This is a genomic window from Bacillus massilinigeriensis, assembly GCF_900117315.1.
Classification (GTDB): domain Bacteria; phylum Bacillota; class Bacilli; order Bacillales; family Cytobacillaceae; genus Bacillus_BE; species Bacillus_BE massilionigeriensis.
In genome coordinates this window covers 2,261,319-2,273,956 of the sequence record NZ_LT630337.1, presented here as the reverse complement: position 1 = coordinate 2,273,956, position 12,638 = coordinate 2,261,319, and the positions used below count along the sequence as shown (strand labels likewise).

Annotated in this window: 15 protein-coding genes; 9 read left to right on the top strand and 6 right to left on the bottom strand. The window is 35.2% G+C overall.

What is annotated here, in order from left to right:
- Positions 1–62 precede the first annotated feature (62 nt).
- On the bottom strand, positions 63–980 hold the full coding sequence (locus BQ6100_RS11310; RefSeq protein WP_075981732.1) for an alpha/beta hydrolase: 918 nt from the start codon (positions 978–980) through the stop codon (positions 63–65).
- A gap of 251 nt (positions 981–1,231) precedes the next feature.
- On the opposite strand from BQ6100_RS11310, the gene BQ6100_RS11305 reads away from it, so the two are divergent.
- Positions 1,232–1,969 (top strand): SGNH/GDSL hydrolase family protein, encoded by a 738-nt coding sequence (locus tag BQ6100_RS11305; RefSeq protein WP_075981731.1) that lies wholly within the window; start codon positions 1,232–1,234, stop codon positions 1,967–1,969.
- 46 nt (positions 1,970–2,015) lie between these two features.
- Here BQ6100_RS11305 and BQ6100_RS11300 read toward each other — a convergent pair whose 3' ends face one another.
- Complete coding sequence (locus BQ6100_RS11300; protein WP_075983534.1) at positions 2,016–3,368, bottom strand: S8 family peptidase; 1,353 nt, start codon at positions 3,366–3,368, stop codon at positions 2,016–2,018.
- 189 nt (positions 3,369–3,557) lie between these two features.
- Between BQ6100_RS11300 and BQ6100_RS11295 the strand changes: the two genes are divergently transcribed.
- Positions 3,558–4,346, top strand: a complete 789-nt coding sequence (locus tag BQ6100_RS11295; protein ID WP_075981730.1) for an N-acetylmuramoyl-L-alanine amidase — start codon at positions 3,558–3,560, stop codon at positions 4,344–4,346.
- 40 nt (positions 4,347–4,386) lie between these two features.
- Here BQ6100_RS11295 and BQ6100_RS11290 read toward each other — a convergent pair whose 3' ends face one another.
- A complete protein-coding gene (locus tag BQ6100_RS11290) occupies positions 4,387–5,370 on the bottom strand; it encodes a DMT family transporter (RefSeq protein WP_075981729.1) in 984 nt (327 codons plus the stop codon).
- A gap of 252 nt (positions 5,371–5,622) precedes the next feature.
- On the opposite strand from BQ6100_RS11290, the gene modB reads away from it, so the two are divergent.
- A complete protein-coding gene (gene modB / locus BQ6100_RS11285) occupies positions 5,623–6,285 on the top strand; it encodes a molybdate ABC transporter permease subunit (RefSeq protein WP_075981728.1) in 663 nt (220 codons plus the stop codon).
- A gap of 65 nt (positions 6,286–6,350) precedes the next feature.
- On the opposite strand, the gene BQ6100_RS21260 is transcribed toward modB, so the two are convergent.
- The 3 genes from BQ6100_RS21260 to BQ6100_RS11275 form a co-directional block, all read right to left on the bottom strand.
- Positions 6,351–6,497 (bottom strand): hypothetical protein, encoded by a 147-nt coding sequence (locus BQ6100_RS21260; protein WP_159433150.1) that lies wholly within the window; start codon positions 6,495–6,497, stop codon positions 6,351–6,353.
- Between the two features lie 590 nt (positions 6,498–7,087).
- Complete coding sequence (locus tag BQ6100_RS11280; protein ID WP_075981727.1) at positions 7,088–8,005, bottom strand: YitT family protein; 918 nt, start codon at positions 8,003–8,005, stop codon at positions 7,088–7,090.
- Positions 8,006–8,095: 90 nt separating this feature from the next.
- The gene (locus BQ6100_RS11275) at positions 8,096–8,374 is read right to left on the bottom strand and encodes a DUF1450 domain-containing protein (RefSeq protein ID WP_084780345.1); all 279 of its coding nucleotides are present in this window, start codon (positions 8,372–8,374) and stop codon (positions 8,096–8,098) included.
- A 279-nt stretch (positions 8,375–8,653) separates the two neighbouring features.
- Between BQ6100_RS11275 and BQ6100_RS11270 the strand changes: the two genes are divergently transcribed.
- The 6 genes from BQ6100_RS11270 to BQ6100_RS21465 all read left to right on the top strand — a co-directional run bounded on the left by BQ6100_RS11270 (position 8,654) and on the right by BQ6100_RS21465 (position 12,469).
- Positions 8,654–9,190: an NADPH-dependent FMN reductase gene (locus BQ6100_RS11270; protein ID WP_075981726.1), complete on the top strand. Its 537-nt coding sequence runs from the start codon at positions 8,654–8,656 to the stop codon at positions 9,188–9,190.
- A gap of 132 nt (positions 9,191–9,322) precedes the next feature.
- Complete coding sequence (locus BQ6100_RS11265; protein WP_075981725.1) at positions 9,323–9,778, top strand: CoxG family protein; 456 nt, start codon at positions 9,323–9,325, stop codon at positions 9,776–9,778.
- A gap of 176 nt (positions 9,779–9,954) precedes the next feature.
- A complete protein-coding gene (locus BQ6100_RS11260) occupies positions 9,955–10,527 on the top strand; it encodes a DNA-3-methyladenine glycosylase I (protein WP_075981724.1) in 573 nt (190 codons plus the stop codon).
- 82 nt (positions 10,528–10,609) lie between these two features.
- Entirely contained in the window at positions 10,610–11,443 is an 834-nt protein-coding gene (locus BQ6100_RS11255) for an aldo/keto reductase (RefSeq protein ID WP_075981723.1), read from the top strand.
- A gap of 179 nt (positions 11,444–11,622) precedes the next feature.
- Entirely contained in the window at positions 11,623–12,195 is a 573-nt protein-coding gene (locus BQ6100_RS11250; protein ID WP_075981722.1) for a hypothetical protein, read from the top strand.
- A 124-nt stretch (positions 12,196–12,319) separates the two neighbouring features.
- Complete coding sequence (locus BQ6100_RS21465) at positions 12,320–12,469, top strand: hypothetical protein (RefSeq protein WP_173719841.1); 150 nt, start codon at positions 12,320–12,322, stop codon at positions 12,467–12,469.
- Positions 12,470–12,638 lie beyond the last annotated feature (169 nt).

The window sequence follows — 12,638 nt, the reverse complement described above, 5'->3', positions numbered from 1 at the left end:
AAAGGAGATTGCCAATTTCGCAATCTCCTTTTCTCTTAACAATGATATAAGATAGTTTAAGATTATAGATGATCATTTATCCATTGTAAAATGTCTGAGAAAACCTCTTCTCTATTGATTTCATTCAATATTTCATGACGACCACCTGGGTAAAATTTATAGGATATGTCCTTTATTCCAACGGATTGTAATTGGTGAATATTTTGCAATACGCCTTTTGTATTTTTTCCAACAGGGTCCAATTCCCCAGATAAGAAATAAGCAGGAAGGTCCTTCGGTATTTTCCCATCCTCTTGATAAAGAGATAGCAGCCCCTTTAAGAAATCATCAAAAAAACCAGCTGTGAACACTCCTCCACAGAGGGGATCATTTATATATTTGTCAACTTCATCAACATCGCGAGATAACCAATCGAATTCAGTTCGAGTCGGATGGAAGGCCTTATTATAGCTTCCGAAAGTTAAGGAATTAAGCCTTTTGCTGGGTGTCCGTCTTCCATGCTTCTTGGCCTCACGAGTAGCAAGTATATGCCCGAGTTTTCCAACAAAACCCGGATGTCCACCGGTTCCGGAAAAAACGACTCCTTGTAGGCGTTTTCCAAAAAGCTGGATGTACCTCCTTGACAGGAAGGATCCCATGCTGTGACCGAAAAGGATAATGGGAGTATCGGGGTATTCTAGTTGAATGATATCTGTTAACGAGTTCATATCTTGGACAATCGTTTCGTATCCGTCATCATCGGCAAAATATCCGAGATCTTCATTCCTTGTTTCGGTGTGACCATGCCCACGATGGTCGTTTCCATAGACAAAGATGCCATGCTCGACCAAGTATCTTGCAAATTCATGATAACGTCCAATATGCTCTGCCATTCCATGTGAGATTTGCACAATTGCCTTTGGTTGACTATTAGATGTCCATTTCCTTGCAAAAAGCTGCTTCCCATCTTTTCCGTAAAAATAAAAAGTTGAGGTTTCCATGGTAATCTTCCCTTCTATTAGTTACTCCCCATTAAAACAAAAGGACTAGTACTTGATTTTATTATAATCAATACCAAATAATGAATATAGAAAAAATTCTTGCCTATTAATAAATTGGATAATTAAAATTCTTTTATTTAAGGTAAAAAAACGATTATTTATTCGTATAAGGTGACATATAGTTTTTAATACTATATAATAAGGTTATGGAATATTAATAAAAGTGATTAATAAAAGACGGGGATGATAAGTTGAAAATTATCTGTTTTGGGGATAGCCTAACTAGAGGGGTCTCTTTTGTGAAGGGAAGATTAAGAATTATTAAGGAAAATTATCCGACCTTCCTTCAGGAAATGTTTTCATCACTTTCTAATTATACAGAGAATGTCTCTATCGTGAATAAAGGTGTGTTTAATGATAATTCTGATTTATTAGTGATGAGACTCGAGAAGGACGTCATTCAAGAGCATCCCGATTATACAATTATCGGAATAGGTGGCAATGACTGTAACTTTCAATGGAAGGAAGTAGCAGAATATCCTGAAAATAACCACAACCCCATTGTACCTATAGATCGATATTTAGAAAATGTGAAAACCATTGTCACAAAATTAAAGGATGAGGGAATAACCCCGATCGTTCTCACTTTACCGCCATTAGATCCTGTGAGATATTATCAATATATTTCCAATTTATACGGGAAATCAATTAGTCATTGGATCAGTACTGTAGGTGGAATCGAGCATTGGCATGGACTTTATAACCGTGCTTTGAATGCACTTGTTGATGGAATTGATGCAATAAAAATTGATGTAAGAACCACCTTAAAGAGGGCAGGGGATATATCGCAGCTCATAAGTAATGATGGGATTCATCTCACTCCAAAAGGCTACGAGGAACTAAGTTATGCAATATTTCAGGAACTAACAAAAAGGCAAGAAGGATACGAGCTTAATTTTGTTCAGCTTGGAGAGGTTAAGCGAGCATAATATCAAAAAAGTGGCTTCAGATATCAAAAGGAGCCACTTTTTTGTATTATTTAGTTTGGGCTTTTTGCAGTGCCTTTTTTATGTCGATGATTCCATGGCCAAAATCATTGTCAACTCCTTTATCCCCAATATCAATAGCAGAGCTTCTAATAATATTCATCACCTGCTGATTGCTTAGCCTAGGGTTGATTGACAAAATAAGACCTGCAAGTCCAGCTACATGTGGTGAAGCCATAGATGTTCCTGAAAGGGACGCATATCGATTTTTGAAATAGGTGCTAGGGATGGAGACTCCCGGGGCAGTTACATCAATATAATCTCCGTAATTAGAAAAGTCTGCCCGACTTCCATCAGGGTTAACAGCAGAGACGCTTAATACTTCTGGAAATGCGGAAGGGTAGCTTGGTTGGGAGGTGGAATCATTCCCAGCAGCAGCCACAAGAACCACATTTTTATCAAAGGCATATTGAATAGCCTCTTGCATTACAGCGGATGGTTGATAGTTCCCGAGGCTTAAATTTATGACATCTGCTCCATGATCTGTAGCCCACACAATACCCTTTGCGATATCAAAGGAGGTACCATAGCCTTCCTTGTTCATTACCTTTACGGGCATAATTTTGTTATACCATGTGACTCCAGCGGTTCCTTCTTGGTTATTCGTTTCTGATGCAATAATTCCTGCAACATGAGTACCATGTCCGTTTTCATCATTTGGATGATTATTTTTCTTAAGTACATTATACCCTTTAAGCAACCTTCCTTTTAAATCTGGATGATTTAAATCTACACCCGTATCGACAACCGCAATTTTCACCTTTTTGTTTCCGCGTGAAATATTCCAGCCTGCTTCTGTTTCAATAATCGGTAGGTTCCACTGATATTTTTCTGTATAAAGAAAATCGTTTGGAAGATCAAATTGATTTTGCAAGTATAAATAATGAGGTTCTGCGTAAATAACTCCTGAAATTCCCTGAAAATAACGCAATAATTCTTTGGTCGTAAACGTACTGGAACGGAAAATATATACCCTATTTAATTCATTAAGGAGACTTCCGTTAATTGCTTTAAGGTATTGATTGATTTGGGATTTCCTTTGTGGATTTTGAAATTTGACAATCGCTTCATGATCGACATAATGACTTTTATCACGCACGTTATGATGAATAATTTGAACTTCAGGGTGATTGTTTAACCTTTGCTTAATTTCCTCCCCTTGTCCGATGGAATTGACCTGAAGGATATGAGGTTGGTCAATTGTCATTAATTGCTGAGTATGTGCTGTCACTTTGGGAGAATTTAAGCCCTTTTTATTAGTGCCAGGGCTAGCTTGATGGTCATTTTCATAATAGTATACAGCGCCAATTGATAAAAGAATAAATAATGCTATTAAAAACATAGAACTGCGCTTCAAGGAGACACACCTCACTTTTCAATAGTTTTTATCCTTATCCTTTTACAAAAGGTTTGAAAAAAACAAGGGAATGATTGGAGAAGATGTTTCAATATATTACAAAAGCTTTAAAATTGATTTGTAGTACGAACCTATTGATTATTTTTTTCATATACCATTAGTGAGGTGATGAAAATGGTGAAAATCTTTCTTGATCCTGGACACGGTGGAACTGATCCAGGTGCAGTAGGTAATGGATTACAAGAAAAAAATGTCACATTACAAATTGCATTGAAAATCCGAAATATTTTATCGGATGAATATGAGAATGTCTCAATTAAGATGAGTAGAACGAAAGACGAAACGGTTAGTTTGAATCAACGAACCAATGAAGCCAATTCGTGGGGAGCAGATTTCTTTCTTTCTATTCATATTAATTCAGGTAATGCTGTAGGATTTGAATCATTTGTCTACCCGAATGTTGGCAGGCCAACAACCTCTTATCAGGAAGAAATTCATGAAGCCGTCATCGATGCCACTTCATTTAACAACAGAGGAAGAAAACAAGCAGATTTTCATGTTCTTAGGGAATCCAACATGGATGCTGTATTGACGGAAAATGGATTTATTACTACAAAGTCTGATTCAGAAAAATTAAAGAGTAGCGCCTTTATTGAGAGAATTGCACGAGGACATGTAAATGGTCTAGCCAAGGCATTTAACTTAAAAAGGAAAAAGGGAAGTGGGGAACCAAGGAAAGTTGCTAAGCCTCCATTGTATCGAGTAATTGTTGGTTCTACGAAAGAATCAACAAAACGAGACACTCTTGTTAAGAAAGCTGAGGATAAGGGATTTAAAACCTATGTTTTTCAGAAGGATGGCTTATTTCATGTACAAATCGGGGCTTTTAAGGAAAAGGAAAACGCGGAAGACCTAATGAGAAAAGCCCAAAAAGCAGGTCTAGAAGCCAAAATAACTCTATAATATTTTAAGGCGGCGATTAATTCGCCGCCTTTGTTATACATTAAGAAGTGAATTTTTTTCCTTTTGTTAAAGGGACCTTTTCCTTCTTTTTTTCCTGTGAATGATAACTATGTAAAATCATACCGATAATAACAATCCCTATTCCCATCATAGCCATCGATGAAGGGAGCTCTGCATGGAGTAGAATAATTTCAAGAGCGACAGCAAAAAGAATTTCAATTGATTGAGTTGCTTCGACGGCTGCAAGGCTTTTCATATTATCCTTTACTAAATCTGTTGCCTGGAAAAAGAGAATAGTGGCAATAACACCAGAAGATATCGCAACTATTAGGGATTGAATCGTTTGATCGAAACTTGGACCTCCAACTGTATATAGACCAAAAAAAGAGAGAAGTAACCAAAATGGAAGGCTAGCAAGGGTCATGCCTAATGTACGCTGGTATACATCGATTCTCCCTTGACATACCTCCATCATTTTACGATTTCCAAGTGGATAAGCAAAGGTTGATATTAATACTGGGAGTATTCCAAATAACGTTTTCTTAATAGAGAGACTGTTAAAATGGTCCCATTGCATAAAAATAACTCCCACCAAAATAATCAATGACATGCTAAGGCCTTTAAATGGTATTCTTGCCCTTTTTCGAACCGGACCGTTTTCCGTTAGGATGGTTTCATAGAAAAGCGGGACTAGCAGGGATCCAGAAATTATGGTAATTTGCCATGTACCTGCAACTAACCAACCAGGACCAAATGCTGCTGCAAAGGTAATAGGAGCATAGAAAAATCCAAATCCAATGGTACTCCACAATAGCCACGCCCAAGGTTGCTTTTTCATTTCAAGCCATAATGAATGAAAATTCTTCCTCCACAAAACGATGACAAGTAGGAAGGGAACCATAAAAAAATATCTTAGGGAGGAACTCCAAATCCAACTTCCCCCAGATAATTCCATCGCTCGATTTAAAACAAAGGTAAAGGCAAAGAAAAAAGAAGACAATATCCCTAAAAAAATCGGTTTCATGCGTCACCTCCGTGGTGAATATAATATTCTGATAAATGGAGATAAACATAGATTAACAATTTAAGAAAATTCGGTCAAATATAATGGTCTTAATAATTTTTAGAATAATTTGTGTGAAACACTAAATATTTTGTTAAAATATGAGAATAATATTTTGCTTTTCCATTTGTGATGGCAGCAAAAAAATATTTATAATCAATCTTTTTTTAGTGTGAACGTTTGTAAAGGTTTGAAAAGTGACGGTGGAATACAATGTTTTCAGAGGAATTTTGGAATCCAATTTCAATATCTATTAGGGTTAGTTTGATTTCAATAATAGTGGTTACAATTCTGGGCATCCTTTTAGGGAAATGGATGTCAAATAGACGTTTTCGAGGAAAAACGGTAGTAGAAACGATTATTTTATTTCCAGTTGTATTACCTCCAACGGTTATCGGTTTTCTACTTATCATCTTTTTTGGGAAAAGTGGGTTTGGTGGAATTTGGATAGAATCAATCTTTAATCAGTCAATTATGTTCACTTGGGTGGCAGCAGTTATTGCAGCTTCTGTTGTGGCCTTTCCCTTTATGTATCAATCTGCAAAAACAGGCTTTGAAGGTGTAGATCATGAAATCGAAGATGCAGCTCGGGTGGATGGTGCAGGTGAATGGAAGCTATTCTATTATGTAACCTTCCCGCTTGGCCAAAAGGCAATAATTTCTGGCATAATTCTAAGCTTTGCAAGGGCATTAGGTGAGTTTGGTGCAACCTTTATGTTTGCAGGAAATATCCCAGGGAAAACCCAGACAATCCCAACAGCCATCTATTTAGCATTTGAATCGGGAAATATGAGGATGGCTTGGATGTATGTGATATCAATAATCATCTTTTCCTTTATCTTATTAGCCTCTCTTCGTAGGTTTCAAAGGGAATAACTGGGTTTCAAAGGGAATAACTGGGTTTCATGGGGATACATGAAATTTGAAAGTTAAATGACCTACTATTCTGATGATTCCTTTTCATTTTGCAGGGATTCATTTTCGCTTATTATTTTTTTAATTTCTCCTATATCGCCCTTTGCGTTAATGATTCTTACAAGGTCAGTCATATTTTCTGCATTCATATCATCTTTTTGAATATTTTCCATAATGAATGTCTCCTTTAAATTGATGGCCAGTATTTCTATCTTAGGTTGGCGATTATTTGTGAGTTTATACTTTTTAGTAAATAGAATTATATGCTGAATTAGTTGGCGAGGATTGTTTATTTAGGCTTAAACATATGAAGAAAGTTGGTAATTGGTAATGATGTGGAGAAGTCAATGGCTGAGAATTTAAAGCAGAACATGCAGTTTTGGTACAATGTTTGTAACGGTGAATTTTTTTGAAAAGGAAGGATTATTGGACAGATGACCTATTTAAATGAAAACTGTGTCCAATTGGATTTAACGGACAGAGAATCCGCTATATAGGGATGAATCAGCCAAGAAAGGGCTGATTTTGGAAAGATAGCGGAAGGAGAGTCCGGTAAATTCATGAAAAAGGAGTATTTTACATAAAAAGCGTAATATTAAAGTCTGTAACGGCGAGTTCCCAAAAGAAACCGGAACCGACCGAATTGACAAATCGTAAAGACACCAACTAAAACAGAAACATCAAACCCCCTAAGAACACATGTCTCTGCAACAGTTAAATCTCTTCCGAAATTGATGCCTCCAAAAAGAATATAGGAAATGCCTTAATGTATATCCTTTTTCTTAAATCTCCCGCCACGAACCTCCGAAATATCAGCAACTGCAAGGAAGGCAGAGTCATCAATTTCTGTCACGATATCTTTTAATTTTGCTTCTTCTAAGCGGTTGATCACGCAAAAAATGACCTTTTTATCATCACCAGAGAAGGCACCTTCACCTTGCATATAAGTGACACCACGACCCAGGCGGTTGAGAATAGCGTTCCCAATATCTTGAAAGTTCTCGCTGATAATCCATACGGATTTTGATTCATCTAAACCTGCGACAGTAACATCAATTGCTTTGAAGGCAATAAAATAAGCAATTAGTGAATACATAGCTCTGTCCCAAGAAAAGACAAAACCCGCACTTCCTAATATAAATAAATTAATAAACATGATGATTTCTCCAACAGAAAAGGGGAGCTTTTTATTGGCTAAAATGGCAAGGACCTCAGTCCCATCCAGACAGCCTCCATATCTAATTACTAGTCCAACCCCAACACCTAAAAGAATTCCTCCAAAAACGGTTGCTAGTAGTATATCCTGAGTAAAAGCAGGAACGGGATGTAGTAATGCTGTGGTAATTGAAAGAATTATGATTCCGTAGAGCGTGGAAAGGGCGAATGTTTTTCCAATTTGTTTATATCCGAGAAAGAAAAAGGGAATATTTAAAATAAAGATAAATAATCCTAAAGGTAAACCTGATAAAAAGGATGCCATGATTGAAATACCTGTTATACCGCCATCAATAACGTTATTTGGTACTAGAAATATCTCTAAACCTATCCCCATTATAATGGCACCTAGGGTAATTAGAAGGGCCCTTTTTACAATTTTTCTTATCGGAGCTCTTTTATGTTGAGGTTTATTGGCCGCTAATTCAACTTGTTCTGAGATACTTAATTGCTTGACTTCCGACATTAACATTCCTCCCCGTTTTTTTCTCTAATAAGAATATTATATCTAAAAAGTGTTGATTATGTTAGAAATATACCAATTTCTCAAAACGGATTACTGATTATTGTCCATTTTCATCTGGGCAATCTGAGATATTAAATCTTCGATACGATCACAACTAACAATATCCCCATTAACAATGGCGTATGGCTTTTTCTTACATAGATTACAATGACTCAAGCATTCGAATTCCTTATATTGAACTTTTGGAGTGTTTAGAATTTCTTGGAATTGCTTTATTAACGATTCTTCTAATAATCGATCTAGATTCTTTTGACAAAATTCGATTTCAATTGACTTTTTCTTTGGAAAAAACTTTGTAAGTAATGACATAATTTTATACTTCCTTTTAATTTAGAAAATGGTGGAAAAATACTCAATTTTGCTCAAAAATTCATTGAGGAGATGAAATCTTTATTAATTAAATTTTACATAAAAAAAATAAAGGATGTAAAGGAAGATGTCTTCTTTATTATTTGCTTAAAAATCCAGTATTCTAAAAAGAGCAAAGTGTTATTTTTGTCTTTCAAATAATCTTATTGTAAAATAATCGAATAAATACTATGAAAATAGTGATAAATCTATATAATCGATATCTTAGGAGGAAGTAAGTTGAAAATATTAGGAATATCAGGGGCACTCATTGGTGCAAAAACAGCTATAATCGTCAATGAGGTTTTAACATATGCAAAAGAAAAAAATCCAAACATTGAAGTGGAGCTTATTGATTTAAGAGATTATCAAGTAGAATTTGTTGATGGACGACCATTCGCTGCATACAATAATGATACACAAACAGTAGTCAATAAAATTCTTGAAGCGGATGCATTTGTCATAGGGACACCTATTTATCAATCCTCTATTACAGGTGTTCTAAAAAATCTTTTCGACCATTTACCTACTACTGTATTTGAGTCTAAAATTGTTGGGCTTGTATCTACTGCTGGCTCTAACCGCCATTTCTTAGTTGCAGAAACTCAATTAAAACCAATTATTTCATTCTTTAAAGCAATCATTGCTAGTAAAAATGTGTTTGTGACGAATGCGGACTTTAATAAAGAGAATGTTATCATTGAGGAAGATATAAAAACACGCTTAGCAGAGTTGGCAGAGGAAATAGTTACTCTACATCAAAAATTATACTCTTAATTCTCAACAAAAGTGTTTAGGAGAAACTATAATAAAATATGGTTCTAAGATTCCTGATAAGAGGCATAAGTTCTTTTTGGATAAGAAAAATTCTGTTTTTATATCCAATACCTTGAAAAAGGGGAGAAACGCATGCCAACAGGATTACATCAAGTGGATTTAAATGTCCCAATTGAGGAGGTTTGGAAATTTGTAAGTGTGATGGACCAATGGGCTCCACTGGTCCCAGGATATATTGAGCATCAAATATTATCCGACCTAGAATCTACTTGGACATTTATCAGTGACCTTGGATTAGTGAAGAAAAAGATTAGTTTAATGGTGAAGATTAGCTCAATCAATGCTCCAACTAAAGTGAAATTTGATTTAACTGGTATTAACGAGAATTTTTCAGGTAACGGGTATTTTGAGGCGAAAAATGTTGATGGTGACAAAACGCTAATGACAGGTTGTTTAGATATACAGGCACAGGGGATAATGGCAAAAATGGTTAACGGGATTCTTAAAACCTATGTTCCACAATTAACGATGGAGTTATCAGAGGCAGTAGGTGAAAAATTAAGAGAAATCACTAAAGCTAGAACGTAAAACGATTTTTTCTAATAGAAGAGAATTAATGCACCGGGATGAATAATAAAACTCGGTGCTATTTCTTTTTTATTATTGTATTGTTTTTCCCATGTTGCTATGTAAATATAAAGGAGAATTCATAAAAAAACAATCAATACATTTCAATACCATTTCTTGAAAAAGGAGAAACGAGTATGAACCGATGTGGGTGGGCTAGTCAAGACCCGATATATATAGAATATCATGATAAGGAATGGGGTGTCCCTGTTTATGATGACCGGCTTCTATTTGAATTTCTAAATCTAGAAGGTGCTCAGGCCGGTCTGAGCTGGATAACGATTCTAAAGAAACGGGATAATTATCGAAAAGCATTTGATCACTTTCGGCCAGAAATAATTGTTACCTACAATGACAAAAAAATAGAGGAACTTTTGCAAAATGAAGGCATAGTTAGAAATCGATTAAAAATTAATGCAGTAATAACAAATGCCAAAGCCTACTTAAAAGTAGTAGAGGAATTTGGTTCTTTCAGAGATTATATTTGGTCCTTTGTCGGTGGGAAACCAATTCAAAATCATTTCCAAAGGCTTGAGGATGTCCCTGCTTCTACTCCAATAAGCGATGCAATGAGTAAGGATTTAAAAAAACGCGGCTTTAAATTTGTTGGCAGTACAATTTGTTATGCATTTATGCAAGCAACTGGTATGGTTAATGATCATATTGTAACTTGTATTTGTTATCAGGGAGACAAGCTGGTACGCAAATAGCAGATTATTTCATGTACTTTCAGTTGAATTAGCTGTGATGTGAGATAATATAGAAAAATATCATTATGGAGGAATGACATAGATGAAACATTTACACGATACAACAGCCTTGCATAATGGCGTCAAAATGCCCTGGCTTGGATTAGGGGTCTATAAGGTAAAAGAGGGAGATGAGGTCTACAACTCCGTATCGGCTGCCCTTAAAGCTGGTTATCGAAGCATAGATACAGCAGCATTATATGGAAATGAAGAGGGCGTAGGGAGAGCAGTTAAGGATTCGGACGTACTTAGAGAAGAAATCTTTATTACAACGAAAATCTGGAATACTGATCAAGGCTATGATAAAACCCTTGAGGCATTTGAAACAAGCCTAAGAAAATTAGATTTATCGTATCTAGATTTATTATTAATCCATTGGCCAGTAAAGGAAAAATACAAAGATACATGGAAGGCATTTGAAAAATTATATCAAGATGGACTTGTTCGAGCTATTGGGGTTAGTAATTTTCAGATTCATCATTTAGAGGATCTCCTATCTATATCAGAGGTAAAACCGATGGTGAATCAAGTGGAATTACATCCTTTTCTAACACAGGTTGAACTGAGAAAGTTTTGCAAAAGTCAGGATATAAAAGTAGAAGCATGGTCCCCACTAGGCCGAGGTCATCTACTTAACCACGAGGTAATAACAAAAATAGCTGAGAAATACAATAAAACATCAGCTCAGGTAATATTACGTTGGGATTTGCAAAAAGAAATTATCACTATCCCAAAATCAACTAAAGAACACCGCATTATTGAAAATGCAAATATTTATGATTTTGAGCTTTCAGCAGAAGATATAAAAAGAATCGATGCATTAAATCAAGATAAGCGCTTTGGACAACACCCGGATCATTTCCACTTTGATTTTTAATTTATTAGGATAAAATAAATAGAAACATCCCCACTTCAATTATTGAAAGGGGATGTTTTTTTGTTAGAAAAACTTCTTTTTTTCAAAACTTATTAATTGTATGATAGAAATAAGAAGGATGTTATGGTTACTTTAAATAAAATAACGAGGATTCATTTTGACGGAGGATACAAAATATCATGAGCATTTATGAAATTATTCTGGACATAATTGGGAAAAAAGGTCCAGCGACGATTCCTTCCATCTTACAGGATATGAATGAGTCTGCTTATGTACAAGAGATTCAAGAAAAGCCAATTCAATTATCACAAGTGAAGGCGGCCATCAATCGCAAAAAAGATTTGTTTTCAGTTGAAGATAATCTTGTGTCCATTCTCCCTGAAAAGGAGCTCGTTTCTTTATCTATTTCAATAAATCACTTTGATGTTACGTACATGATTAGCATTGACTTTACTCAAAAGACCTTTCAGTTTTTTGAATGGTATTTTCAAAATCAAAGCCATCCAAAGGAAGAATCAACCAAAATAATCGGATCCTTTGATGAATTTACTAAAGAAATCTATCGTTTGAAAATATGGAATTGGGATGAGGATTTCCAAAGTGATGAAGTTCATATAGGCGGGACAAGCTGGGAAGTAAAGCTTGTTACGAAGGCAACTACTTATGACAGTAGGGGATATGAAAAATACCCAAAGGAATGGCGTAAGTTTTGCTTAGCACTTTCAAAATTGATCGGAACGAGTATTCTTTAATCATTATTCATAGAGACCATCTTCAATGGTTTAAGAAAAGGGTTCATTTTTTTCTTAAAAATATAATTATTTTTCGGATTTTGGAAAAAGCTATGAATGAAAAGATAATGCAGGAGGGTTCTATTTGAAAGAAAAAGAGTTCTTTCCTTGTCAGGAGGAAATGGATCGAATTCAACACCAGCTTGTGGAACAAATTGCTTTTATAAGTGTTAAGGAAGAAGAGGAAAGAATGAGATCGGAATTGGAGCACCAAGGAGAGGCTGATAAAAAATAGCCTCTTTTTTTTTGTCAATTATTTTTTCCTTAATAGTAAAATTCTACTATTTTGATTTATTTTACCGTAATTTACATTAATTTCAGATATAATTTAATTATTAAATAAATTGTCGTTTTGAAGTGTTTTGTTGAATTTTGTCGGCAATTTACATTCTACAAATATCGAT

Coding starts and splice junctions, on each gene's coding strand:
- BQ6100_RS11310 (WP_075981732.1), bottom strand. CDS start 980: ATGGAAACCTCAACTTTTTATTTTTACGGAAAAGATGGGAAGCAGCTT.
- BQ6100_RS11300 (WP_075983534.1), bottom strand. CDS start 3,368: ATGTTTTTAATAGCATTATTTATTCTTTTATCAATTGGCGCTGTATAC.
- BQ6100_RS11295 (WP_075981730.1), top strand. CDS start 3,558: ATGGTGAAAATCTTTCTTGATCCTGGACACGGTGGAACTGATCCAGGT.
- BQ6100_RS11290 (WP_075981729.1), bottom strand. CDS start 5,370: ATGAAACCGATTTTTTTAGGGATATTGTCTTCTTTTTTCTTTGCCTTT.
- modB (WP_075981728.1), top strand. CDS start 5,623: ATGTTTTCAGAGGAATTTTGGAATCCAATTTCAATATCTATTAGGGTT.
- BQ6100_RS21260 (WP_159433150.1), bottom strand. CDS start 6,497: ATGGAAAATATTCAAAAAGATGATATGAATGCAGAAAATATGACTGAC.
- BQ6100_RS11280 (WP_075981727.1), bottom strand. CDS start 8,005: ATGTCGGAAGTCAAGCAATTAAGTATCTCAGAACAAGTTGAATTAGCG.
- BQ6100_RS11275 (WP_084780345.1), bottom strand. CDS start 8,374: ATGTCATTACTTACAAAGTTTTTTCCAAAGAAAAAGTCAATTGAAATC.
- BQ6100_RS11265 (WP_075981725.1), top strand. CDS start 9,323: ATGCCAACAGGATTACATCAAGTGGATTTAAATGTCCCAATTGAGGAG.
- BQ6100_RS11260 (WP_075981724.1), top strand. CDS start 9,955: ATGAACCGATGTGGGTGGGCTAGTCAAGACCCGATATATATAGAATAT.
- BQ6100_RS11255 (WP_075981723.1), top strand. CDS start 10,610: ATGAAACATTTACACGATACAACAGCCTTGCATAATGGCGTCAAAATG.
- BQ6100_RS11250 (WP_075981722.1), top strand. CDS start 11,623: ATGAGCATTTATGAAATTATTCTGGACATAATTGGGAAAAAAGGTCCA.